Origin of the sequence: Demequina sp. (assembly GCF_016278765.1) — a bacterium.
Taxonomy (GTDB): Bacteria; Actinomycetota; Actinomycetes; order Actinomycetales; family Demequinaceae; genus Demequina.
The window spans coordinates 47,061-71,790 of the sequence record NZ_JADQBE010000031.1 but is presented as its reverse complement, the minus strand read 5'-3'; the positions used below and the strand labels follow the sequence as shown (position 1 = coordinate 71,790).

Below are 24,730 nucleotides of genomic sequence, written 5' to 3'. Positions count from 1 at the left end.
CCGCCATGCTACGTATCGCGGTACCCAACAAGGGGTCCTTGTCCGAGCCGGCCGTGTCGCTCCTGGTCGAGGCGGGCTACAAGCAGCGTCGTGACCCTCGTGAACTGGTCCTGACGGACTCGCGCAACGACGTCGAGTTCTTCTTTCTGCGGCCCCGAGACGTCGCTGTCTACGTGGGCTCGGGAACCGTGCACGCCGGCATTACCGGGCGCGACTTGCTGCTCGACAGTGGTGCCGCGGCGACCGAGATTCTCGAGCTCGGCTTTGGGGGGTCAACCTTCCGCTATGCGGCTCCCGTTGGTCACATCACCACCATTCAGGAGTTGGCAGGAAAGCGCGTCGCCACGTCCTATGAGCACCTGGTAGACACCCACTTGAGGTCCTTCGGCATCGAGGCAGACGTGGTGCGTCTGGACGGCGCGGTCGAGTCCTCCGTCCGCTTGGGTGTGGCCGACGCCGTGGCCGACGTCGTGTCGACGGGCACCACGCTGAAGGCGGCGGGACTTGAGGTCTTTGGCGAGCCGCTCCTCAAGTCGGAGGCGATCCTGGTGCGCGCCAAATCTGTCCCCGAAGCGGACGTGGCGGTGCTCGCGGCACGCCTCCGCGGGGTGCTGATGGCGCGGCAATACATCCTCATGGATTACGACGTCCCTGGGGACAAGTTGGAGGCCGCGGTGACGATCACACCAGGGTTCGAGGCCCCCACGGTGACGCCCCTGCACGGATCCGATTGGCAGGCGGTGCGGGTGATGGTGCCCCGCAGCGAAATGAACCACGTGATGGATGCGCTCTACGCCGCCGGGGCACGGGCGATCCTGACAACGGAACTCTTGGCGGTCAGGGTCTAGATGGCGGTCGATCCGGCAGAGCGGCTGCTCAACCTGATCATCGCCCTGACGCACGCCAGGGTGCGCATGACCCGTGCGCAGATACGCGCCACGGTTGTGGGTTACGAGCCCGCTGACACTCACGTGCCTCCCGACGAGGCGAGAAGGCGCGAAGCCGCCTTCGAACGGATGTTTGAACGCGACAAGGACGAGCTGCGGCGCATGGGTATTCCCTTGCGCACCGTCGTGGATCCGACTCACGGCGACGAGATCGGCTACAAGATCGACGCGTCCGATGCCGCGATGCCTGGGATAAGCTTCACGGCCGCAGAGGCCGCCGTCCTGGCCCTCGCCGCCGAATACTGGCAAGGGGCGACGTTGGGCCCCGACGCACACCAGGGCCTCACCAAGATCGCCTCGGCCTCCTCGGCCGCGCCGCGCACGCCCCTGACGCTGGGGGCGAAGGCCTCGTCAACATCCGACGCTACCGCCACGATCGTCGACGCCCGCGCGCGTCGAACGGCCGTCACCTTCGACTACACCTCCGCGAGTGCTGGGCACACCACCCGGACGGTGGAGCCCTGGCAGATCATCCTGCGCGCCGGGGCCGAGTATCTGTACGCCTTCGACCGCGACAGGGGTCAGCCCCGCACCTTCCGGCTGGGCCGCATTCATGGCACCGTCACCACCGTTGGGGGCGAGGACGCGTATGAGATTCCGCAGCCGCTACCCGAGCCCTCGTGGGGAGATACGGGCGAATCACACACTGCGGTGGTGGGCCTGCGACCCGAGTCCGGCCACGCGATCCGACGCCGGGGGACCGCCGCGGGTGCGGACGGCGATTGGGACCTCTTCGAAGTCCAGTATCGGCACGCCGACGCCATCAAGGAAGAGGTACTTGGGCTCGCCGGGCGCGCGCGCGTGATGACTCCCGATGCGATTGCGCAACAGGTGCGCGACGAGGCCAGCGCGGCGCTGCGCGCTGCGGAACGCTCCGGGGGCGCCCAGACACGTGGGGGAGGGGATCGTGGCTGAACGCACCGCACCGCGCGTGACCCGACTGCTCGGCCTGGTCACGTATCTTGAGCGCGAGGGAGAGGCGACCGTCGAGGAACTCGCCGAACACTTCGGGGTCACCGCCGCGCAGGTGCGGCGCGACGTCGAGTTGCTCTGGGTGTCCGGTGTTCCCGGCCACGCCCCGCAGGACCTCATCGATTTCGACGGTTGGGCCTTCGACGAGGGCGTCATTCGCCTCACCAACTCCCAGGGAGTGGGCCAGGTGCGACTTTCGCCGCGCGAAGGCGTGGCACTGATCGGCGCCTTGTCGGCAGTGGTCGCCGGAGGGGCCGCGCCCGAGGCCGCCCACACGGCACTGACCAAGCTCATCGATGCCGTGGGCGACAAAGACGCAGTGCGCTCGGTGACGACCGGAAGCGTCGATCCCGCCGTGGCCGCCACGTTGCGCGACGCCATCGATGCCGCCGTTGTGGTGGAGGTCGGCTATGCCGATGCCAACGACAAGCGCACCTTGCGTGTGATCGAGCCCCACCGCATCGTCGTGATCGATGGCACCTCCTACGTCGAGTGTTTTTGTAGGCGGGCGGGGGACTACCGCACCCTGAGGGTGGACCGGATCATGTCCGCCGTGATCGGCACCGAGGCCGTCACGACACCCGCGAGCGAGAGCTCCGGCTTCTCACTCATTGCCAACTTCGAGGCCGAGGTGGTGGCCGATGCGCACGCGCGTTGGCTGCTTGAATCATTTCCCGGAGTGCAGCTCGACGAGACCGACAAAGTGGTGACCGCCCGGTTCGGAGTCGCCGACGTTTCCGCCATCGCGGGTCAGCTGCTGGCCGTCGGCACAGCGCTCACCACAGTGGGTCCGGAACCCCTCGCACGCGAACTCGCGCGTCAGGCGCGGGCTGTGCTTGCCGCCCAGGCATAGAATGGCCACTACCCGAGTCTGAGAGGAACGTTTCTATGGGCGCACTACGCGGATGGCACATTGTCGTTCTGTTGATTGTGGTTCTGCTGCTCTTTGGCGCGCCCCGGTTGCCTGAATTGGCGCGCAGCGTGGGGAAGTCGTTGAAGATCCTCAAGGAAGAGACAAAGTCGTTGACGTCGGACGAGGAGACCAAGGGTACGGGCGAGGGCTCGACCACTCCCTCGACCAAGGATGAGTCGAACGACAAGTAGGAGGGCCCGGCGCGCGTCGGGCGCGCACATGCCCCTCCGCGAACACCTGGTGGAGTTGCGCAACCGCATCATCTACTCCATCGTCGGAATCGCGGTCGCGGCCGTCGCAGGGTGGTTCCTTTTCGATCCAGCGTTCGAGGCATTGCAGCGCCCGCTCCTTGAAGCCGCATCGACCGATGACGCGATCGTGTCCGTCAACTTCGCCGGACTCGCGACGGCGCTCGACATGCACTTCAAGGTCGCGTTCTTCTTGGGTCTGGTCCTCAGTTCGCCCTGGTGGTTGTACCAGGTATGGACGTATGTGATGCCGGGACTGACGGGCAAGGAGCGGCGCTATACCGTCGGGTTCCTGGCCGCCGCCATTCCGCTGTTCCTGGTCGGCATCTTTGCCGCGTGGTTGGTGTTCCCCCATGCCGTCACCATCTTGACGGACTTCCGTCCAGACGGCACTCAGCAACTCCTCGATGCGGAGCTGTACCTGACGTTCGCCATGCGGCTGCTCATCGCCTTTGGGCTTGCGTTTGCCTTCCCTGTGGTGATGGTCGCGCTGACGTGGCTCGGCATCGTGCCGTGGCGCACCTGGCTCAAGGGGTGGCGTTGGGCCGTGCTGCTCATCTTCGTGTTCGCGGCCGTCATGACCCCCACACCCGATGCGATCACCATGATCGTCATGGCCATTCCCATGACCGCCCTGTACTTTGGCGCCATCGGCATCGGCGCGCTTCGGGCCCGGCGCCGCGCGAAGGAGCGTGTGTGAGCAAGGTAGGAGTCATTACGAACCCCACTTCGGGATCCGGCAGGGGCCGGGCCTGGGGGCAAGAGACGCTGGCGCTGCTTGCCGCCAAGGGTCATCAGGTTAACGACCTTTCTCGCGGATCGTGGCCGGCGTCCTACGAGGCGGCCGTCAAGGCCAGACGCCACCTGGACGCGCTCGTCGTGGTAGGCGGTGATGGAATGGTCCACCTGGGAATCCAGGTGTGCGCCGAGAGGAAACTCCCGCTTGGCATCGTCGCCGCAGGATCCGGAAACGACACGGCGATCACCCTAGACCTTCCCGTTCATCACATCGGCGAGGCGGTCGAGCGCATCGAACTGGGACTGCAGGGCGAAGTCGCCACGATCGACCTCGGCAAGATCTCGGGTAACGGGGTCGAGGTGCCGGCGTCGCCGCGCTATTTTGCTGCGGTGCTGTCCGGGGGCGTCGACGCGGCGATCGCGGCGTATGCGCGCAGGCTCAGGTATCCCCGCGGACCCGTGAAGTACAAGGTGGCGATGCTTCGGGAGTTGCCGCGCTACAGCCCCTACGGCGTCAAGGTCACGGTGGACGGCGTCACGTGGACTCAGCAGTGCACCCTTGTCGCCGTCGCCAACTCGCACGTGTTTGGGGGTGGACTGCGCATTTCTCCCGCATCATCGGTGACGGACGGCATGCTGGAATTCGTGATCACGGAACCGCTGAAACGCCGGGAAATCCTCCAGATTTTTCCCAAACTGTATGACGGTTCGCACATCGACGACCCTCGCGTGCGCATCATGGAGGCGCGCAAGGTCACGATCTCCCAGGCCGGTGGGGGAGCGGTGCTGCCGCCCGCCTTCGCCGACGGTGAATTGGTGGGTGGACAGCCGCTCACCATCGAAGTTGTGCCCAAGGCGCTGCGCGTTCTTGGGGCTCGTCCGCGTTAGATTGGCAAGGTGACCAGCCCGGCCGAACGCTATGCAGCCTCGCAGCGGCGACGGCGCACCCCGGAGGTGCTCGCTTTCGAGGAGTCCCTGCCGTTTCCGCTCGATGACTTCCAACGGGAGGGCTGTGAGGCGGTCGCGGAGGGCCATTCGGTGTTGGTCGCCGCCCCCACGGGCGCCGGAAAGACCGTGGTGGGCGAATTCGCGGTGGAGCACGCGCATCGCAGGGGGCTCAAGGCGTACTATACGACCCCCATCAAGGCACTGAGCAATCAGAAGTTTGGCGACCTGCGCGCGCACTACGGACCGGACAAGGTGGGCCTGCTGACGGGGGACACGTCCATCAACCCGCACGCGGACATCGTGGTCATGACCACCGAGGTGCTCCGCAACATGATCTACGCGGACTCGCGCGACCTCGACAACCTCGGCGTGGTGGTGCTCGACGAGGTTCACTACCTGGCCGACCGCTTCCGAGGCTCGGTGTGGGAGGAGGTCATCGTCAATGCCGGTGCGGCCACCGCACTGGTGGCACTGTCCGCGACCGTGTCCAACGCCGAGGAGTTCGGCGCCTGGCTGACCGAAGTGCGTGGCGACACGCGCGTCATCGTGTCGGAGACGCGGCCCGTGCCGCTGTGGCCCCACGTGCTGCTGCGCGAGGGGATGTTCGATCTCTATGCACCGGGCACCGACCCCACCGACCCCGCCACGGCCGCCCGCCTCAACCCAGAGATTGACGCGATCGTCAGGCGATCCCGCCCGCCGGAACACCGCGGCGCACCAGGTAGAGGCAGCTACCGGGGTCGCGGCGGCCCAGGGGCCAAGCCTCGTCGCAGCCCGCCGCGATTCGCCGTGGTCGACCAGCTCGACGCCCAAGGGCTGCTCCCCGCGATAGTGTTCGTCTTTTCGCGGGCGGGGTGCGAAGACGCCGTGGAACAGGTCCGTCACGGCGGCATCGTGCTCACCACTGACGAGCAGCGTGAACGGATCCGCCAGATCGTCGACACGCGCTGCGCGGGTCTGGCCCCCGAGGATCTGGGCGCGCTCGGGTTCGCGGCATGGCGGGACCACCTTGAGGCGGGTCTCGCCGCCCACCACGCTGGCCTGATCCCGCTGTTCAAGGAGGTGGTGGAGGAACTCTTCGCCGCGGGACTCATCAAGGTGGTGTACGCCACGGAGACCCTCGCACTGGGCATCAACATGCCCGCACGCTCCGTGGTGCTGGAGAAGCTGGTGAAGTGGGACGGCCAAGGCCACAAGGACCTCACGGCGGGGGAGTACACCCAGCTCACAGGGCGCGCGGGCCGGCGCGGCATTGACGTCGAGGGACACGCCGTGGTGGTCGAACACCCCGGGTTCGACGCACATCAGTTGGGGCGGTTGGCGTCTCGACGCACCTACCCGCTGATCTCGTCGTTCCAGCCCAACTACAACATGTCGATCAACCTCGTGGCCACGTCGGGCGTGCCGCGTGCCCGCGATGTGCTGGAGATGTCCTTTGCCCAGTTCCAGGCGGATCAGTCGGTGGTGGGCATCGCGCGCCGCGTGCGCGAGCTGGAGGCGTCCTTGCAGGGGTTCAGGGAAGCGATGGAGTGCGACAAAGGCGACTTCCACGAGTACGCCGCGCTGCGGGAACGGCTGGGCAGGGCGGAGAAGAAGACGGCGAGGGTCGCGAGCGCAGCTCGCAAGGAGGCCACTGCGGCCCAGCTGAGTTCGTTGTCCCGCGGCGACCTCGTGCGCATCGGAGGCGGGCGGCGCGCCGGGTACGCGGTGGTGGTTCACCCGGACAGTGACACGCACGCGCCCCGCCCGAGCGTGGTCAGCGACTCCGGCCGGCTCCTGAGACTCTCTTTGGCCGACCTGCACTCGGGCCTCGATGTGGTGGGCACGATGACGCTACCGCGAAGGTTCCAGCCGAAGGATCCACGGGCGCGTAAGGAGTTGGGATCCCGGGTGGCGGGCGAGGGCCGCACGATGCATCAGGCCGCCCGCGCCGCACGCGCCCCCGCGGAGGCGCCACGCACGGAACTCGACAGCGTCCGCCACGCCATCAGATCTCACGCTTGTCACGCCTGCCCAGACCGGGAGGATCACTCCCGGTGGGCGGAGCGCTACTTCCGCACCCTCAGGGACAAGGACCGCCTCACCGGCGAGATCTCACGAGCCACCGGCTCCATTGCGGCGATCTTCGACCGCCGTTGCCACGTCCTCAAGGAGCTCGGCTACGTGGAAGGCGAGGGCGACAACCTCACTGTCACTCGCGTGGGCGGCATGCTGCGCACCCTGTACGCCGAGAACGACATCGTCATCGCGGAGTGCCTGCGCAAGGGTGTCTGGGACCAACTGCACCCGCCAGCCCTCGCGAGCGCGGTATCCACACTGCTCTACTCGGCGCGTCGCGACGACGGGGAGGGTGCCCCTCACGTCCCGGGCGGCTCGCAAGGAGTTTTGGGACACGCGCTGCGCGAGACTCAGCGAATCTGGTCGCGAGTGGACGACATGCACACCGAGCACCAGCTGGCTGCCCTTCCTCCGCCTCATTGGGGCTTGGTGCGGTCGATTCATGGTTGGGCTCAAGGAAAGGGGCTCGACACGGTGCTGGACGGCACCACGATCGCTCCAGGAGACATGGTGCGGTGGTGCAAGCAGGTGATCGACGCCCTCGATCAGATCGCCCAGGTCGCACCGTCCGCCACTACGCGGGACCGGGCAGTGTCGGCCATCGGTGCCATGCGCCGTGGTGTCGTGGCCTACTGAGGCGACCACGTACGATGGTCCGGTGTCCACAGCGCGCCGGGTGATTCTCGCGGGGGCTGGCGGCTTGGCCCTGTTCCTGGCTTTCCCCGACGTGGGTTGGTGGCCGATCGCATTCCTCGCCGTCAGCATGTTCTATATGGCGTTGCGCGACGCCCGCACGCGCAGCGGATTTGGGCTGGGATGGCTGTTCGGAATGGCGTTCTTGTTGCCGCATTTGTGGTGGGCCTACGTCGCCGTGGGCTGGATTCCCTGGGTGGCATTGTCCGCAGCGGAGTCCATCGCCATCGGCCTTGTGGGCGCTCTCACGGCCCGCATGACGCGCCTGGGCACCCTGGGGCGTTTGGTGTGGCTCGAGCCCGCGGCCTTTGCTCTGCTCTGGGTCGGAGCGGAGCAATTGCGGTCCGCGTGGCCGTTCGGCGGCTTTCCGTGGGGACGTCTCGCCTTCAGCATGGCCGACTCACCTGTGGCTCGCCTGGCCTGGCTTGGGGGCGTGCCGCTCATATCGCTTGCCGTGGCCCTGCTTGGAGCAATTCTGGGTGTCGGATTGCTGGCGCTGCGGGAGCGGAGCGTCATTCAGGGGCTTGCCACACTCGTCGCCGTCATCGCGATCGCCATCCTGCCCATCGGGCTTCCGCTCGACGGGCGTGCTCAAAACGGCGAGATCACGGTGGCATGGGCGCAAGGCAACCTCGCCAATGAGGGCCTCGACTCGTTCTCGCGTGCCCGCGAGGTCACCGACAATCATCGCGACGCGACTCTCGCGCTCGCGCAGGCACACCCCAACGCGGCCGTGGACCTCATCATGTGGCCCGAGAACGCCTCCGATATCGATCCCCGCGAGGATGCAGAGACGGCCGCCGCCGTCACGGAGGCGGCCCAGGCATTCAACGCGCCCCTGTTGCTCGGCACCAACGACTACACGCCCGTCAACGGCCGCTACAACACGTCGCTTGTGTGGCTGCCGAGCGGTCAGGCTCTGCCGGGGGCCGCGTATCGGAAGCAACAGCCTGCCGCGTTCGCCGAATACATCCCTATGAGGTCAATTGCCAGGCGCTTTTCGAGTGCCGTGGATCGCGTGAGCGTCGATGTCTTGCCGGGGGAGGGGCCAGCTAGAATCGAGGTGCCCATCACGTCGCTTGATCGGGACGTGACCGTCGGCCCGATCATCTGTTTTGAGGTGGCCTACGACTGGGTGCCTCGTCAGGCGGTGCGAGAGGGCGCCGAGTTCCTGGCGGTGCAGACGAACAACGCGACCTTTGGTGCCACGGCCGAAAGCACCCAGCAGCTCGCGATGTCGCGAATCAGGGCGATGGAGACGGGACGGGCCACGTTCCAGGTCTCGACCGTGGGCGTCAGCGCGGTCATCTCGCCCACTGGACGCGTGATCGACCGTGCCGAACTGTTCACGAGGGACGCCGGCATCGCCACCGTCCCGCTCAGGACGACCCTCACGCCTGCATCCCACTGGGGAGGACCACTCGCTGTCGGGCTTGAGCTTCTTGCTGGCCTGGTCGCGCTCGGGGTGCTCCTGAGTCGATCCCGCGGGAGGGGCCGTTCATGAAGACACTTATCATCATTCCCACGTACAACGAGATCGAGTCGCTGCCTCGCCAGGTGGACGGCGTGCGCGATGTCGCACCCGACGCCCACATTCTGGTGGTGGACGACGGCTCGCCGGATGGAACGGGGGAGTGGGCCGACGGTCGCGCCACGATCGACGACCACGTGTTCGTGATGCATCGTGCCGCGAAGCAGGGGCTCGGAGCGGCATACTTGGCGGCGTTCTCGTGGGCACTGGAGCGCGACTACGGCGTGGTCATCGAGATGGACGCCGACGGCTCACATCGAGCCCAGGACCTGCCGAAGATTCTGGCGCAGGCCGAGAACCACGACTTGGTGATCGGATCACGATGGATTCCCGGCGGCACCGTGGTCAACTGGCCAGCGCATCGCAAGTTCCTGTCCACGAATGCGAACCGTTATGTCAGGTTGGCGCTCGGCGTGCCGATCAGGGATGCCACGGCCGGTTTCCGCAGCTACCGCGCCCCGATCCTGCGAAAGCTCGCCCTGGCGCAAGTGGAGTCTCAGGGGTACTGCTTTCAGATCGACATGGCGTGGCGCGTGATGCTCGCCGGTGGCACCGTGAGCGAAGTGCCGATCACGTTTGTCGAACGCAACGCCGGCGCCTCGAAGATGAGCGGCGCGATCATTCGCGAAGCGCTCGCCAAGGTCACATGGTGGGGAATTCAGAGAGTGTTCGGCGGGCGACGCGGCGCCCGCAGGCAGGACGCCTAGGCCCCGCGACTGGCCCTGAGAACGGCAAGGCGTTCCTGGAGGAGTTCCTCGAGCTCGGCGATGGTGCGGCGCTCCAGGAGCATGTCCCAGTGCGTGCGCTGGTGGCGCACCTCTCGCGGCTCCGGACGCTCACCATCACGAAGCAACGCGAGCGAGCCGCAGTGGCACTCCCAGGACAGCGGCACGTCCGCCTCGGCGGCGAAGGGAAAGACGAGGACGTGCCCTTTGGGGCAGTCATAGTGAACCTCGTGGCGTTCCGCGAGATCCATGCCAGCGGTACGCTCCATGCTCTGGGTTCCCAGACGCATTCCGCGCAGTGCACGATCGGCCATGTTGAGCCTCCTTCAGGCGGGTTTGTGACCCGTACATCAAGGAACGTCCGATGCCGCGCTAATGTTCCAGTCACGGGCTCGCGCAAAAGGCGCTACCAGGGCGTCAGCGGGCAGGATTTGCCAGTTGCGGACAGATTCCACGGCTCGACAGACCGGTGGTGCATAACGCCGATAATGCACATTATGTCACTCTGCGTGCAAGCACGGTGCTGAGTAGGTTCGCGCGTTGTCCGGTCTCATGTAATCGTGTCAGCGATGGGACAAAATGGTTCGCCAGTGACGGCGCTCGCCGATCTTCCTCACAGTTGCTCGGTGAAGTTGCCCAGGTCGCGTGGGTAGGTTAGCGCAGGTTCGTGGCGGTGGTGGCGCGGCGGGTTTCGTCGGCTGCGGCGTACACGGCGGCCGCAGGCCGCGGTCGCGGATCTAGCGGGTGAAGGTCTGATACGCGCCCTCGCAGCCCAATGCGACGACCTCGTCGTGGAGCGTCACGGCGCCCACAGCTGGGGGTCCTCGACGAGGCGTTCGAACGCTTCCAGGAACCGGACCCTCTCGGCCTCCCGGTAGACGGCCTCCCGGTAGACCTTGCGGGGCCGTGATGAATTGATCGATGAATCGGGCACGGTTGTCGCAACTCTCAGAGGTAGCGAGTGTTGCGACGACCACGAGAACCCAAGGCAGAGCTGGAGAATTTCAGAGAGCGCCGTCATCGGTCGACTTCGCACCTCGCGAGGTGTTGTCGTGCACTCCTGATCCTCTCCGTCAGAACGAGGGTTCTAGCCGCATCCCGGCGAGATCGAAACTCGCCCTCCCCCGCTGCGCGACGCCATCGTGAACCACTGTCAATGCCGCAAGCACGGTCTTCGCGTCGATGATCAAAGCAACCACCTACCGTCATACCGCGCCGACGACGGGTTCTCCGTTCGCGGCAAGGGCCGATGGGTCAGTTGGCCGCCGGCCCTTGCCGCTGTGTCCTCATCCTGAGACCAGGAACACTTCACCCGCTGAGAATTCCCATGGGCGGGATCCACAGCACCTATCCACGACCCCCCGCACACTGCAGATCGCCAGAAGGTGCTCACGGTGGGCTTCACGCCGCCCTGCGGTCACCCGCGACCGGGTCGCGAACAGTCGTTCGAGTTCAGTGAGGATCTTTGTTCGGGGGCTTCACCACTATCCTCGCCGTCAGGCTGTCGGGGCGTTTGCCAACTTCTTCATCACCTCGCCGAAGATCTGTTCGATCTCAGGATCTGGGCGGCCCACGCCGCCACCGGCGACCCAACCGCCGTCCACGACCAGGTTCGCGCCCGTGACGTAGTCGGCCTCGTCCGAGCACAGGTACACCGCCGCCATGGCGATGTCCTCAGGTTGCCCGACGCGGGGGTTAAGCAATGCGCGCTCGACCGGTCCGCGACCGCCGGCCTCCAGGAGGGATCGTGTCGCCGGCGTATCGATGAACCCTGGAGAGACGGCGTTGACACGGATGTTCCACGGAGACAGTTCGACGGCCAAGTTAGTGGTCAGGCGAAGGACGGCGCCCTTGGCCACGTTGTGCACGAGGTTGCCAGCGACATTCCCGGGCATGGCCGAGCCGATCATCGCAGCCACTGAGCCGGTATTGAGGATGGCGCCGCGGCCCTTGCGCTTGAAGACCGGCAGGGCCTTCTGGATGGCCAGGAAGAGAATCGTGACCTCGTTGGTCATGTCGAATTCCCAGTCCGCGCGGGTCAATGACTCGATGGTGCCGCCACGGACTCCAGAGGCGTTGTTATACAGGATGTCGAAGTCGCCGTACTGCTCGACGGCGAAGTCGATCCAGCGCTGTACTGCGGCCTCGTCGCTCAGGTTGAGCGGCTGCATCGAGACCATCTCACCGCCCCGCGCGCGGACCAGTTCGACGGTCTGCTCGGCCAGGTCCGCCTTGAGATCGCAGCCTACGATTTTGGCACCTTCAGCAGCGAAGGCGAGGGCGGCGGCGCGCCCTTGGCCGTCTGCCGTGCCGGTGATGAGAGCTACTTTGCCCTCGAGTCGTCCTGTCATGAGTTACTCCTCCTTGAGTAGTTTTTGGATCAGCACGACCCGATAGCCGGGCCGTGTCGTCAGTGCCCGCCGTGCTCCCCTGCCCTGAGCGGAAGTTCCGAACCGGTGGCGTAGGCGTAGGACGCCCTGACAAGACCAGCGGCGATGTCTGCCTCGTGAGCGTCACGTGGGGCGTAGACCATGACCGCGCCCGGCGAGATGATGCCGAGGCGGGCGATGGGGTGCTGCTCAGCCCAACCCGCGTCGATCGCGGCCTCGGCGGCCGCGGCGGGCAGTACCAGGTGCAGGGAGTAGTCGGGAACGGGATGGAGGTGGGCAAACTCGGTGCCGACCATGAACGCGGCAACTGGACCCAGCGCTAGGTCCTGGGGAAGAGACAGTGCCAGTGCCCCCGGGACAGAGATCATTGATCCCGCCCAGGCCACCCCTGGAAGGTCATGTAGTTGCTCCATGAGGCGCTGCCGCGGTTGGTCGTCGCCAGGCTGCTGGTCGAGCTGAGTGTGGGGGTTGCTCGGGGTGGTCGACGGGCGTGGGCCAGGGCGCACAGCCAAAGCCCCGTGGGTTGCGTTGCTCACGACAGGCTGAACGCCGGACCGACCAGGACAAGGCCGAGATCACTGCCAAGGTTGGCGAAGACGGCGAACATGACCAGTGCCGCACCAGCGAGGGCCAGGTCCTTCAGGAATTGGGTCTGCTCCATGGACTTGGCTCCTGGGTCCGTCTCTGCCCAGAAACCGTGCAGCATGAAGGCGGTGGGCACCAGGAAGACGACGAGTAGCAAGGCGCCGACGTCCGGCCAGATCCCGAGGGCCACCATCAGGGCGCCGACCAGAAGCTGCAATCCCGTCAGCGGGACCATCAGCTTGGCCGCGGGTACTCCCTTGCTGGCGGCGTAGCCGGTCATCATCTGCCTTTGTGCGAAGTGGCCATAGCCTGACCCAAGAAACAGCAAGGCGAACACCACCCTGCCGATCAGTACCAAGATCTCCACGTCATTCTCCCTAGACTAGTGCTTACTAAAGGTAAGTCTTCCGTACTGTTGAGTTATAGCAGTATGCTGGGAGCAGGTCAATTTTGTTGTAGCGTAAGGAGTCGACTTGAGGGCCGACGTGGCGGACGAGGTGAGCGGTGCGGTGGACACTGACCGCAGAAGTTACTGCCCATCGTTCCATTACACCGTCGAGTTGCTCGGCCGACGTTGGAACGGTGTCATTCTTCGCGCGCTGATGGCCCGCGCCGAGCGTTTCGGTGAAATCCGCGCAGCGATCCCGGGGCTGTCCGACCGCCTGCTCACTGCAAGGTTGCGCGAGTTGGAACGAGAAGGGCTCGTCTCGCGTCATTGCCGGGGCGCCGCAGGCGCGCCGCGGTACGAGTTGACGGCCAAGGGGCAGGCTCTGGGTTCGGTCATCAACGCGATGTCGTCCTGGGCGTCAGACTGGCGACCGTTGCCCGACTGATCCCCGCACGACGTCGTTGGTGGCGGTCCACAAGTTTCTCCGGCTTCCTGAGTTTGGCTTGCACAGTCGCTGGCTGGTCGGAAGACCTTGGGGACTGCGGTGTGATACGCCCCGGGGTCGCGCTCAGTTCCCACGGCCGGATCGTGAGCGTGAGAGCAGAGAATTTTGGTGGTATCCCCGGGTTGCGCGGGCGGTGTCCAGTTGCGACGTTTCGTGTGGGTGTCCGCACAGGTGCGCGCAATGAGATGGATCAGCGGGCCGCCGCGTCCGATTGCCGCGACCCGCGAGGCAGGCGGTGATGGCGGCCCATGACGAGCGCAGGAACCTACCCGGTCGTGGAGTTCCGTAGTCAAGCGCACGTCAGGCCATGGTCACGCAGGGGATGTGGTGGCCCGACGGCGGCCTCGCCGCTCACGCACGGTCGCACCGGCACGTTCGGCGAGGTTGTACAGCACCGGGACGAGCACGAGCGTCAGTAGCGTGGACGTGGTCAGCCCGCCGATGACGACCAGTGCCAGCGGCTGCGAAATGAACACGCTACCGCCGGTCAGTCCCAGCGCCATCGGAGTCAGGGCACCGATGGTCGCCGCCGCAGTCATCAAGATCGGCCTCAGCCGGTACCGGGCTCCCTCGATCACGGCATCCCGCACAGGCAGTCCTTGCTTACGCTTCTGGTTGACCAGGTCGATGAGGACGATCGCATTGGTGACCACGATGCCGACGAGCATGAGCAACCCGATCAGCGCCGGCACTCCGAGTGGTGTGCCGGTCAGCAGCAGCAAGGCGAGCGCACCGGTGGCGGCGAACGGCACCGATACGAGGAGAATGAGTGGCTGCAGCAGCGAGCGGAACGTGGCGACCATCACGACGTACACGATCGCGATGGACGCGAGTAACGCCAGGTAGAGGTCGGCGAACGCCGACTGCTGCTCGGCACTGACACCCGCGATCTCGGCTTGGGCACCATCCGGCAGGTCGAGAATATCGAGCTGCTCCTGCAGCCGGGAGGTGATACCCCCGAGGTTCTGATCGGTCGCGGTGGCAGTCACGGTTGCCGTGCGCTCCCCGTTCTGGCGGGTCAGCTGCGTGGGCTGCTGCACCTCGCTCACCTCGGCCACTTGCCCCACCGTGACGAATCCACTGGCGGTGGGGATGGGGGTGGCGCGCAGTGCCTGAGCATCGGCAGGCGCCTGTCCTAAGAGCATGACAACGTCGATCGGGCGTCCGGCAATGTTGGCCTGACCGATGGGCGCGCCGCGTAGCAGGCCGGCTACGGCCCGTCCGATCTCGCTCTCGCTGGTGCCAGCCCGGGTGGCCGCTGCGCGGTCGACCTGGATGTGGATGGCTGGGGCGTCCGTGGCAAGGTTGTTCACGATGTCGGTTGTGCCCTCAACGTCCGCCATGGCCTCGGCGACCATCTCTGCGGCAAGGCGCAAGGTCTGGTCGTCGTCGGCGCGGACCACGACCTCCACGGGCGGCAGACCGAATCCGGCCTGGCCTGCACTCACTGTCAACTGTCCAACGTCGTCCATTTCGCCAATGGCGGCCCGCAATTCTCGTTCGACGCGATCCTGGTCCGCGTCCAAGGAGGTGGTGATCGCGAACGTGGCTGCACTCGAACCGCCGCCTCCCAGGAACGCCGCCTGCAGTCCGTCTCCGCCTGAGCCGACGGTTACCTGGTAAGTCTCGACTCCGTCCAGCTCGGCTATAGCATCCTCAACCTGTCGCGCAGCAGCATCGGTGACATCCAGGCTGGTTCCGGGTGGAAGCTCTAGGTCGATGCTCAGGGTGTTCTGGCCAGCGTCGCCAATAAAGTTGGTCTCTAGCCGTGTCGCCCCCGCGACGGTACCGGCGATCACGGCGACTGCAATTCCCAACGTCAACACCGGGTGGGAAAGAGCCCCTCGAAGTACCGGGAGGTAGCTACGCTGGAGAAGTCCGTGGCGTTCACGCTCCTCGACACTGTCTCGGTCCACCGTCGTGAGCGCGTGGTCTGCTGGGGCCCGCAGGAACCAGTACGCGAGCACCGGGATGATTGTCAGGGACACGAGCAGAGAGGCGAGTAACGCCACGGCCACGGTGAAAGCGAAGGGGCGGAAGAGTTCACCGACTTGGCCCCCGACGATCCCGATCGGCACGAACACCGCAGCAGTGGTGATCGTGGACGATGTCACCGCGCCGGCGACCTCGCCGACTGCGGCCAGAATCGCCTTCCCCTTGGGCTCCCCGTAACCGAGGTGACGCTTGATGTTTTCGATGATGACGATCGAGTCGTCTACCACTCGCCCGACCGCCACCGTCAGCGCTCCCAAAGTGAGGATGTTGAGGGAGAATCCGCCCACCGACAGACCGGTCATCGCAATGAGCAGCGACAGTGGGATCGAAATTGCCGTGACCAACGTGGAACGCAGCGAGAGCAGGAAGAGCATAATCACGATCACCGCGAAGATCAGACCGAGGAGTCCTTCGGTACTTAAGTCCTCGATCGACTTCTCGATGAACGGAGCCTGGTCAAAAACCACATCGACCGCAGCGCCCCCTCCCAGTGCCGCCTCAATTCCCGGAATCAACTCGCGTACACCATGGGACACGCTGACGGTGTTGCCGTCGGGCGTCTTCGTGATGGCAAGTGCGATGCTCGCCTGACCGTTCGTGCGCGCATACGATGTGGCGGGTATTGGGTTCTCTGTAACGGAAGCCACCTCACCCAGCAAGACCGGTGTCGCGGACGCTTCAGCGGCGGGAAGTGCGATCGAGGCGATGTCTTGAACGGAGGTCAGCCGCTGGCCGACCACCACGTTCAGGCTACGTTGCCCGTCGGTGATCGTTCCGGCGGGGATGACCACGCCGTTGGCTTGCAGCGCAGAACTTAAGGCTTGCAGCCCAACGCCCGCGCGGGCCATGGCGGCCGGATCCGGAACGACCTCCACCCGCATCTCCCGGGCCCCCGACAAAGTGACCTCGCGGACTCCCTCAACTCCACGCAACCGGGGAATGATGTCTTCCTCCACCCGGGTCACGAACTCCTGCTCGTCCAGCTGTGGGGCGGCCACCGCAAGTTGCACCACCGGAAATTGGTCTAGGCTGCCCGTGATCACCGAGGGCGTGGCTCCCGCGGGCAGTCCTGTGGCCGCACGCGACAGTAGTTGTTCCAAATTCTGCTGGGCAACCTGCATGTCGGTGCCATAGGCCAGTTCTACCGTCACCACTGAGAGACTGTTGCTGCTGGTGGATTCAGTTCCCTCAAGGCCTGCAACACCTCCGACAGCAGCCTCGACCACCTCGGTCACTTGCCGCTCAACCACGTCAGGCGCCGCACCCGGAAGAGGGGTCACCACCACCGCGAGCGGAATTTCCAATGATGGAATCAGTTCCTGCTTCAGCGACGTCGTCGAGAAGACGCCTGCCACGATAAGGATCGCGGTGGCCAGTGCCACTACGGCGCGGTTGGCAAGACTGAGGTGGGCAAGACGGGTCATGAGCATCTCCCTTACAATGCGGATAGGATTGATAGTACGGGTACACTAAAGAATCGAGGTACACGGTGGATCGCGACGGCGTCATGGCGGCCATCGCCGAGGACGAGGCGGCATTGATACGTCTCTTTTCGCGCGCACAGTTCACCGCTCTGTTACAGACCACGCTGACAATGCAACAGTTGAAGGTCCTATTGGTCCTGCACGTCGATGGGGCTTTGGTGAGCCATGAGTTGGCCGACGCGTTGAGGATCAGTCCGGCGTCAGTAACTGGACTGGTGGATCGGCTCGAAGATCGAGGGCTCGTCGAACGCGTCGCGGATCCAACTGACCGCCGAGCTCGGCACATACATCCGACGGCTCGCGGCTCACAGTTGGTGGAGCAACTTATGGCGGAAGGTTCCGGACATCGCGTCGCCCTCTTGTCCCGCCTCGACGACGAAAGCGTGCGGACCGTAGCGACAGCCCTCGTAGCCCTGCGACGAGCTGCGGAGCACCTGTACGGTGGCGACATCACATCAGCGTCTGACGGGCCATCGGCGCTGATGAAGCCACCGGGTGTGGCAGCAGACGGACACATAGACCCGGTCAGGACCGTGGTCCAAGTTCCCAGTCGATAACGTGACACTCGTGTATGTGCAAGAACTCGAGGTTGTCAGGTTATTGGTGTCCATGGTGGTGGGCTGACCCCGTGACTGAGGTCCAGTTGTTGTGAGAGTCGTCTTGTTGCTCGCAGTCGCTGCTGGAGAATGGCCGTTCAACAGCCCGTTCGCCCCACCGATGGTCTCCCACGCTTGGGTATGCGTGACAGAGTGCCGGAAGGCTAACTGACTGCAGCCTCGCGCAACTCTGCACCAACGTTCTGCGCCCACATGCGTACGTCGGCAAAGTCCCGGAAGTCTCCCAGCGGCGGGTCGAGTGCGCGAATCAGCGCCCGTTCACCGATGTTCAGCTTTTCAGGATCCAGCGCGCCTGCAAAGCGACGGTGTTCACGGGCGCCGATCGACTCTGCAATCCCGTAGGCCTCGTCCTTGGGTTGGCCCGCGACCACCACGTTTTCCATGCCGACCGAGAAGGTCCACACATCGCGGGCCTTGAGCGCCTCGCGGTGCTCCTTGGCCAGGGCCGAGGCGTCGCGCCGCCACAATCCCCCGTACACCGCGGACCCGAGGATGACGGCGTTGTACGGCGTCACGGAGCGTACATCAGCGGCGTCCGACAGATCCACGTCGAAGCCTTGGCTTTCCAGGGCGTCACAAATTGTCCTCGCGACCTCACGTGAGGACCCATACTTCGACCCCACTGCAACCAACACCTTCATGACGCACCTCCTGCGAACCATGTTCTCTCGCTGGCCACCAATGGGCCCAGGTCAAACGTCCTATGGTCCCAGGTAAATACCGTGTACCAGGCATGATGGCTCAGAAAGTCCCAATCTCTACGTGCCGTCGATCACCACCACGAGATCGCCGCCGTGGAGCGGTTCGGTGCCGTTCACCACCACTCGCGTCACCGTGCCACCGACGGGAGTGGTGATCGAGGCCTCCATCTTCATGGCTTCGATCGTGGCCACCGTGCCGCCAGCCGCCACGGCGTCCCCCACGCCCACGAGCGGCGTCACGGAACCGGCAAAGGGTGCGGCAACCTGGCCAGGCACCGAGGCGTCGGCCTTCTCCCGGGCGTGCACTGTGACCTCAGCCGACTGATCGAACACCTGCACGGGCCTGATGGCACCGTTGTAGTTGAACATCACCCACCGCAGCCCGTGGTCGTCCGGCTCCCCGATGGCCTCGAGCGTCACCAACATGGTCACGCCCTTCTCCATGTGAATGTTGACCTCTTCCCCACTGCCCGGCGTCATCCCGTACAGGTAGTGGTAGGTGTCGATCACCGAGATGTCACCGTACAGCTCGACGGCCTTGTCGAAGTCGTCCGCCGGAGCGGGGAACAACAGGTGATTGAGACGACGCTGGCGCGCCGGGCCGGACTCGGCGAGAACCTCTCGGTCTTCGTCACTGAGAGTCACCATCGACTTGGTCTCTCCCCTACCGGTGAGCGCCTTCTCACGGAACGGCTCGGGCCAGCCTCCCGGCGGGTCGCCCAATTCGCCGCGCAGGAAGCCGATCACCGAGTCGGGAACGTCGTAGGACGCGGGATTCTCAGCGAAGTCCTGGGGGTCGGCGCCCAGTCCGACAAGATGCAGGGCCAGGTCACCTACCACCTTGGACGAGGGCGTGACCTTCACCAGCCGACCCAGGATGCGGTCGGCCGCGGCGTACATGTTCTCGATGTCCTCGAAACGCTCCCCCAGGCCCAGCGAGAGCGCCTGCTGACGCAGGTTTGACAGCTGGCCCCCGGGAATCTCGTGCCGGTAGACACGTCCTGTGGGTCCGGGAAGCCCGGACTCGAAGGGCGCGTAGAGGCGTCGCACGGCCTCCCAATACGGCTCAAGGTCGGTCACCGCCTCGAGGGAGAGCCCTGTGTCGCGCTCCGTATGCTCAAGTGCCGCGACCAGGGCGGACATGGGCGGCTGGGAGGTGGTGCCCGCCATCGCAGCGTTGGCGACGTCTACCGCATCCACGCCCGCCTCCGATGCTGCCAGCAGCGTCGCCAGCTGCCCGCCGGCGGTGTCGTGAGTGTGCAGGTGCACTGGCAGGTCGAAATTCTTCCTCAGGGCCGTCACCAGCGTGCGCGCGGCCGGCGGCCGCAGCAGGCCCGCCATGTCTTTGATGGCGAGCATGTGGACGCCCGACGCTACGAGTTTCTCCGCCAGCTTCAGGTAGTAGTCGAGCGTGTAGAGCGTCTCGTCAGGGTTGGTGAGGTCCGCGGTGTAGCACAGCGTGCCCTCGGCCACCGCGGTTCCGGTCTCCAGCACCGCATCGATAGCGGGCCTCATCTGCTCGATGTCGTTCAAGGCGTCGAAGATGCGGAAGATGTCGACGCCCGTTGCCGCGGCCTCGTGGACGAAGGCGTGGGCCGCCTCGTCAGGGTACGGCGTGTAGCCCACCGTGTTGCGTCCGCGTAGCAACATCTGGATGGGCAGGTTGGGCAGCGCTTCGCGCAACGCCGCCAGCCGCTTCCAGGGGTCCTCGCTCAGGAACCGCATGGCCACGTCGTACGTGGCGCCACCCCACGCCTCGACGGACAGGAGTTGCGGCGTGAGACGTGCGACGTGGTCGGCCGACTGCAGCATGTCGAAGGTGCGCAAGCGCGTTGCCAGTAGGCTCTGGTGGGCGTCGCGCAGCGTCGTCTCCGTCACGGCCAGCGCGGTTTGCGCGCGCAGGTCGGCCGCGAACTGAGCTGGCCCCACCCGACGCAGGTGTTGCAAGGCACCGTCTGGAATATCTCCCGTGGTGTCGAGCGTCGGCAACTTCGTGGCGGTGCGGATCATCGCCGGCGGTTCCCCTTGGGGCCGGTTGATCGACACGTGACCCAAGTACGAGAGCAATTTGGTGGACCGCTCCTTGGACTGCGACACGGCAACCAGGTCGGGGCGCTCTTCGATGAATCGCGTGGAGAACTCCCCCGCCAAGAACTCGGGGTCGTCGAGCACGGCGCGCAGGAAGGGAATGTTGTTGGCCACTCCCCGAATGCGGAACTCCGCAAGCGCGCGCCGGGCGCGGCTGACAGCGGTGGGGAAATCCCTCCCGCGGCACGTCAGCTTGACCAGCATGGAGTCGAAGTGACCGGTGACACGACCGCCCGCCAGACCAGTCGCGCCGTCGAGTCGCACGCCCGCACCACCGGGGCTGCGGTACGCGACGATGCGTCCCGTGTCGGGCAGGAAGCCGTTCGCCGGGTCCTCCGTGGTAATGCGCGTCTGAATAGCGAATCCGTTGGTACGAATGTCCTCTTGGCGGATCCCAATCTGTTCGAGCGTCTCCCCCGACGCGATCCGCAACTGGGCGCTCACCAAATCAATGTCGGTAACCTCCTCAGTCACCGTGTGCTCCACCTGGATGCGGGGGTTCATCTCGATGAAGACGTGCTGACCCGCGCGCGCCCCTTCGGTGTCCAGCAAGAATTCAACGGTGCCCGCGTTGACGTAGCCAATCGACGTGGCGAAGGCGACGGCGTCGCGGCATAGGGCCTCGCGCACCTGGGGATCAAGGTTGGGGGCGGGGGCGATTTCCACGACCTTCTGGTGCCGCCGCTGGAGCGAACAGTCCCGCTCGTACAGATGGACGACGTTTCCCTCCGCATCGGCGAGGATCTGCACCTCGATGTGACGGGGGCGGATCACCGCCTGCTCCAGGAACACGGTCGGGTCGCCGAAGGCCGCTTCGGCCTCGCGCATCGCCGCCTTCAGCGCACTCTTGAGGTCCTCCTTGCGCTCCACCCGGCGCATGCCGCGACCGCCGCCGCCGGCGACCGCCTTGACGAAGATCGGGAATCCGATGTCATCCGCCTCGGAGATCAGAGCGTCGATGTCGGTGCCCGGATCCGTGGACGCCAGCACAGGAATGCCGGCGCTCTTGGCGGAGTCGATCGCAGTCTTCTTGTTTCCCGCCATTTCGAGCACCGAAGCTGGCGGTCCCACAAAGGTGATGCCGTTGTCGGCACAAGCTCGTGCGAGTTCGGGGTTTTCGCTGAGGAAGCCGTATCCGGGATAGATCGCGTCGGCCCCGGCAAGTTTCGCGACCCTAATCATCTCGTCGATGTCGAGGTAGGCGCGCACCGGGTGGTTGATCTCGCCAATCTGATATGCCTCGTCCGACTTCAAACGGTGTTCCGACATGCGATCCTCATAGGGGAAGACCGCCACCGTTTTCGCGCCGTTCTCGACAGCGGCACGGAACGCGCGCACGGCGATCTCAGCACGATTGGCAACGAGGACCTTAGAAAACATTGGTATCCCTTCGACGATGGCTTTATCTTGCCAGTTATCTGCCGACCACGTCGTCACCGGTGTCTACCGACCTTGGACCCACAATGTCAGGCTCCGGCGCGCAGATTCCACGGGGGTGAGTATGCGTTTGCCGCGAGCATGAGGCGGAATCGAGCGCTCCGAACGCGGGCGCTCGCGGGATGAAGAACCGTTAGCTGGCGGTCGCTTTGCGCGCCCGACGCTGCGCCAGTTCGTCCACGACGTTGGCGGAGGTGCCGTGGGTGTGGCCGCGGTCTGCCGGCAAGCTCGCAAGGGACCCTTCGAGTTCTCGCCACACCTTGCCGAGCGCAATGCCGAAGACGCCTTGTCCGCCCTGTACCAGGTCAATCACCTGGTCGTCGGAGGTGCACTCATACACGGAAGCACCGTCGGACATCAATGTGATACGTGACAGGTCGTCCACTCCGCGCTCACGCAAATGCTCGACGGCGCTTCGAATCTGCTGTAGCGAGACCCCAGAATCGAGCAGGCGCTTCACCACCCGCAACACGAGAATGTCCCTGAATCCGTACAGTCGCTGGGTGCCCGAGCCGGTAGCCGAACGCACCGTGGGCTCCACGAGTCCCGTACGTGCCCAATAGTCGAGCTGGCGATAGGTGATTCCGGCGGCCTTGCAGGCGGCAGGACCGCGATATCCAGCGTCCTCGTCGATGGAGGTCAGGCCGTCGCTGAAGAGCACGCCTTGGTCGCGTGCTGGGATGTCAGCGTCCACCATGACCTCTCCTTCACCTTCGACCTCAACGTTAGGGTTTCACGCCCTCCGATTCAACGACCTCGGCACTTCACGCTACCGCGTGTCGCGTTTCCCGGAGGTGTTACCCGCCGTCGGGGTTCGATTCTCGCAGCAAAGCCGAGAACAGTGTGCCTGCGGCCTGTGTTCGCTGCGCCCTAGCGGCCTGCTCCAAGCCCCTGTCGTCCCTTCTGCGCAAGGGTGCGGCGGCCGCTCGAGTAGCCTCCACCTCGCGCCGAGCGGCCCGCGCCAACGCGCGCAACTCGCGCATATCTGCACCCGCTTCAAGGTACTGGGCGCACGCGGACATCAGCGGCACTGCCGACCGCTCGAACAGCCCCGGGGACTGAGGAACCACAAGACCCTCGTCGGCCAACGACAGCACCACCTCGGGCGTCGTGGCGGCCAATCGAGCGGCGTCGTCGATGGAGACCAGGCCGCCCGAACCATCCCCCGCCGCCGCCAACGACAGTGGCTCATGCGCCAGGCCACGGTCTAAGGTGTTCAGACGTTCCTTGATCACTCCCAGCGGCGCATAGGCGTCTCGCTGTTGACGCAGGACGTAGCGCAGCCGCTCGACGTCCGCGTGAGAGTACTGCCGATACCCCGACGCTGCGCGACTCGGCGCAACCAGCTCTTGTGCGTCGAGAAAGCGCAACTTCGATGAACTGAGAGACGGGAATTCGACGCGAAGCGCAGCCAGGACGTCCCCCACCCGCAACGTCGGCGCGTGCGACAACTGGTGTGGCCACGTGGTGCGCGCCGACTCGGCTCGCGGCGACGGCAGTTGCGGCGCCGGCTCACTCATCGCAGTGCCTAGCGCCGGTGACCAGGGTAGAAGGTGAGGCGGTACTTGCCAATCTGCACCTCGTCGCCTTCACGCAGTTCGGCCTCGGCAACGCGTTCGCGGTTGACGTAGGTTCCGTTGAGGGACCCGGCGTCACGCACCAGGAAATCGGTGCCCGCGCGCACAAAGTGGGCGTGCTCACGGCTCACGGTGACGTCATCGAGGAAGATGTCGCATGACACCGAGCGGCCAGCCGTCGTCAGATCGACGTCCAGAAGGAAGCGTGCCCCCTGGTTGGGGCCGTGGTGCACCACAAGCAAGGCGTGGTCTTCGGCAAGGGCGTCAACCGCGACCTGGTCCTGATTGCTGAGGCGCGCGGGGCCGGCCTCGTCGGCTGGTAAATGCGAGCCGAGTGACATCGTCCGCTCGGCTGGCGACTCGTCGTATGACATAGCGCCTCCTTTCACCGACCATTCTAGGGTGTCAGCACGCCATCGGAACCTGCGCGACGTGCCTGCGCGAGGTATTGCACGGCGGATCCCCAATAAGCGACCGCGGCCGCGGCCGCTCCCCACAGGGCGAAGGTGTGCAGTCCATCCCACCGATCAAATGCCAGGTACAACAGCGGAAGGAAGACGTAGAGCGCCGCCGTAGCCGACTTGCCCAGGAAGGTCACCACAGGAGTGGGCAGTCTCCTCCGCGCCAACGAGAGCAGGGCGACGGCCATCACCGCGTCCCTGACGAGCAGGACCGCGACCAGCCACCACGGAACAATGTCTCGCCACGCGAGGCCCACCACCACGGCAACCGTGAGGAGGCGATCCGCGGCCGGATCGAGCATGCGTCCCAACTCAGACGTCTGGTCTAGACGACGCGCGAGGTATCCATCGAGGAAGTCGGTCGTCCCGGCCACCGCCAGCGCCGTGATGGCCCAGGCGTCCTCATGACTCGCCAGCAGCACGACAAAGACGACCATGAGCGCCATGCGCGCCAGGGTGATGAGGTTGGGAAGGGTGGCGTTGAGGCGCCACCACGACGCGGGGGGATTTTCGGGCGCCATGGAGTCATCGTAGGGGCCCGAACCCCCGGGAGAGGCTAATCAGCCTTCTTGAGCTCCATCACTTGATCGACCTTCTCGGCGGCGACGCGCGCGGCATCATCCTCGGAAGCTCCTCGAGCCAATTCGCTTGCGCGAATCTGCTCGAAAACCTCGTGCCTGCTGGGTGCATTGTCGTCGGACATGGCGCCTCCTTTCGTGGGTACTTCGA

24 protein-coding genes are annotated in these 24,730 nt (G+C 65.4%); 11 read left to right on the top strand and 13 right to left on the bottom strand.

Annotated features, from left to right (window positions below; all coding sequences use genetic code 11):
• Positions 1-5 precede the first annotated feature (5 nt).
• The 9 genes from hisG to QZZ29_RS06195 are packed head-to-tail and all read left to right on the top strand — an operon-like array spanning position 6 to position 9,755.
• The gene (hisG, locus tag QZZ29_RS06235) at positions 6-848 is read left to right on the top strand and encodes an ATP phosphoribosyltransferase (RefSeq protein WP_291382124.1); all 843 of its coding nucleotides are present in this window, start codon (positions 6-8) and stop codon (positions 846-848) included.
• Positions 849-1,862, top strand: a complete 1,014-nt coding sequence (locus tag QZZ29_RS06230) for a WYL domain-containing protein (protein WP_291382123.1) — start codon at positions 849-851, stop codon at positions 1,860-1,862. It begins immediately after the preceding gene.
• Positions 1,855-2,772, top strand: coding sequence for a WYL domain-containing protein (locus tag QZZ29_RS06225; protein WP_291382122.1), 918 nt, complete (start codon positions 1,855-1,857; stop codon positions 2,770-2,772). The genes QZZ29_RS06230 and QZZ29_RS06225 overlap by 8 nt, the downstream gene beginning before the upstream one ends.
• A gap of 35 nt (positions 2,773-2,807) precedes the next feature.
• Positions 2,808-3,023, top strand: a complete 216-nt coding sequence (gene tatA / locus QZZ29_RS06220; RefSeq protein WP_291382121.1) for a Sec-independent protein translocase subunit TatA — start codon at positions 2,808-2,810, stop codon at positions 3,021-3,023.
• A 28-nt stretch (positions 3,024-3,051) separates the two neighbouring features.
• Entirely contained in the window at positions 3,052-3,780 is a 729-nt protein-coding gene (gene tatC / locus QZZ29_RS06215; RefSeq protein WP_291382120.1) for a twin-arginine translocase subunit TatC, read from the top strand.
• Positions 3,777-4,706 carry a diacylglycerol kinase family protein gene (locus tag QZZ29_RS06210; RefSeq protein ID WP_291382119.1) on the top strand — a complete coding sequence of 310 codons (930 nt, stop codon included), beginning with the start codon at positions 3,777-3,779 and terminating at the stop codon, positions 4,704-4,706. The genes tatC and QZZ29_RS06210 overlap by 4 nt, the downstream gene beginning before the upstream one ends.
• A gap of 9 nt (positions 4,707-4,715) precedes the next feature.
• Positions 4,716-7,460 (top strand): DEAD/DEAH box helicase, encoded by a 2,745-nt coding sequence (locus QZZ29_RS06205; RefSeq protein WP_291382118.1) that lies wholly within the window; start codon positions 4,716-4,718, stop codon positions 7,458-7,460.
• A 22-nt stretch (positions 7,461-7,482) separates the two neighbouring features.
• Complete coding sequence (gene lnt / locus QZZ29_RS06200) at positions 7,483-9,021, top strand: apolipoprotein N-acyltransferase (protein WP_291382117.1); 1,539 nt, start codon at positions 7,483-7,485, stop codon at positions 9,019-9,021.
• Positions 9,018-9,755, top strand: a complete 738-nt coding sequence (locus QZZ29_RS06195; protein ID WP_291382116.1) for a polyprenol monophosphomannose synthase — start codon at positions 9,018-9,020, stop codon at positions 9,753-9,755. The genes lnt and QZZ29_RS06195 overlap by 4 nt, the downstream gene beginning before the upstream one ends.
• Here QZZ29_RS06195 and QZZ29_RS06190 read toward each other — a convergent pair.
• From QZZ29_RS06190 to QZZ29_RS06170, 5 genes are all read right to left on the bottom strand, one after another.
• Positions 9,752-10,087 (bottom strand): RNA polymerase-binding protein RbpA, encoded by a 336-nt coding sequence (locus tag QZZ29_RS06190; RefSeq protein WP_291382115.1) that lies wholly within the window; start codon positions 10,085-10,087, stop codon positions 9,752-9,754. The two genes, QZZ29_RS06195 and QZZ29_RS06190, sit on opposite strands and share 4 nt — an antisense overlap.
• 485 nt (positions 10,088-10,572) lie before the next feature.
• A complete protein-coding gene (locus tag QZZ29_RS06185; protein WP_291382114.1) occupies positions 10,573-10,707 on the bottom strand; it encodes a hypothetical protein in 135 nt (44 codons plus the stop codon).
• A 562-nt stretch (positions 10,708-11,269) separates the two neighbouring features.
• On the bottom strand, positions 11,270-12,124 hold the full coding sequence (locus QZZ29_RS06180) for an SDR family oxidoreductase (RefSeq protein ID WP_291382113.1): 855 nt from the start codon (positions 12,122-12,124) through the stop codon (positions 11,270-11,272).
• 59 nt (positions 12,125-12,183) lie between these two features.
• Positions 12,184-12,531 (bottom strand): luciferase family protein, encoded by a 348-nt coding sequence (locus tag QZZ29_RS06175; protein ID WP_366479144.1) that lies wholly within the window; start codon positions 12,529-12,531, stop codon positions 12,184-12,186.
• A 164-nt stretch (positions 12,532-12,695) separates the two neighbouring features.
• Positions 12,696-13,115: a DoxX family protein gene (locus tag QZZ29_RS06170; RefSeq protein ID WP_291382112.1), complete on the bottom strand. Its 420-nt coding sequence runs from the start codon at positions 13,113-13,115 to the stop codon at positions 12,696-12,698.
• Between the two features lie 106 nt (positions 13,116-13,221).
• Between QZZ29_RS06170 and QZZ29_RS06165 the strand changes: the two genes are divergently transcribed.
• Positions 13,222-13,581, top strand: coding sequence for a helix-turn-helix domain-containing protein (locus QZZ29_RS06165; RefSeq protein WP_291382111.1), 360 nt, complete (start codon positions 13,222-13,224; stop codon positions 13,579-13,581).
• A 371-nt stretch (positions 13,582-13,952) separates the two neighbouring features.
• Here QZZ29_RS06165 and QZZ29_RS06160 read toward each other — a convergent pair whose 3' ends face one another.
• Positions 13,953-17,060 carry an efflux RND transporter permease subunit gene (locus tag QZZ29_RS06160; protein ID WP_291382110.1) on the bottom strand — a complete coding sequence of 1,036 codons (3,108 nt, stop codon included), beginning with the start codon at positions 17,058-17,060 and terminating at the stop codon, positions 13,953-13,955.
• 83 nt (positions 17,061-17,143) lie between these two features.
• On the opposite strand from QZZ29_RS06160, the gene QZZ29_RS06155 reads away from it, so the two are divergent.
• Positions 17,144-17,677, top strand: a complete 534-nt coding sequence (locus QZZ29_RS06155) for a MarR family transcriptional regulator (protein ID WP_366479141.1) — start codon at positions 17,144-17,146, stop codon at positions 17,675-17,677.
• Positions 17,678-17,880: 203 nt separating this feature from the next.
• Here QZZ29_RS06155 and QZZ29_RS06150 read toward each other — a convergent pair whose 3' ends face one another.
• From QZZ29_RS06150 to QZZ29_RS06120, 7 genes are all read right to left on the bottom strand, one after another.
• Complete coding sequence (locus QZZ29_RS06150) at positions 17,881-18,378, bottom strand: flavodoxin domain-containing protein (RefSeq protein ID WP_291382109.1); 498 nt, start codon at positions 18,376-18,378, stop codon at positions 17,881-17,883.
• 117 nt (positions 18,379-18,495) lie between these two features.
• Entirely contained in the window at positions 18,496-21,906 is a 3,411-nt protein-coding gene (locus tag QZZ29_RS06145; protein WP_291382108.1) for a pyruvate carboxylase, read from the bottom strand.
• A gap of 190 nt (positions 21,907-22,096) precedes the next feature.
• Entirely contained in the window at positions 22,097-22,660 is a 564-nt protein-coding gene (locus QZZ29_RS06140; RefSeq protein ID WP_291382107.1) for a MerR family transcriptional regulator, read from the bottom strand.
• A 100-nt stretch (positions 22,661-22,760) separates the two neighbouring features.
• On the bottom strand, positions 22,761-23,483 hold the full coding sequence (locus QZZ29_RS06135; protein ID WP_291382106.1) for a MerR family transcriptional regulator: 723 nt from the start codon (positions 23,481-23,483) through the stop codon (positions 22,761-22,763).
• Between the two features lie 8 nt (positions 23,484-23,491).
• Positions 23,492-23,914 (bottom strand): FHA domain-containing protein, encoded by a 423-nt coding sequence (locus QZZ29_RS06130; RefSeq protein WP_291382105.1) that lies wholly within the window; start codon positions 23,912-23,914, stop codon positions 23,492-23,494.
• Between the two features lie 23 nt (positions 23,915-23,937).
• Positions 23,938-24,522 (bottom strand): CDP-alcohol phosphatidyltransferase family protein, encoded by a 585-nt coding sequence (locus QZZ29_RS06125; protein WP_291382104.1) that lies wholly within the window; start codon positions 24,520-24,522, stop codon positions 23,938-23,940.
• A gap of 35 nt (positions 24,523-24,557) precedes the next feature.
• A complete protein-coding gene (locus QZZ29_RS06120) occupies positions 24,558-24,704 on the bottom strand; it encodes a hypothetical protein (protein WP_291382103.1) in 147 nt (48 codons plus the stop codon).
• Between the last annotated feature and the right edge of the window lie 26 nt (positions 24,705-24,730).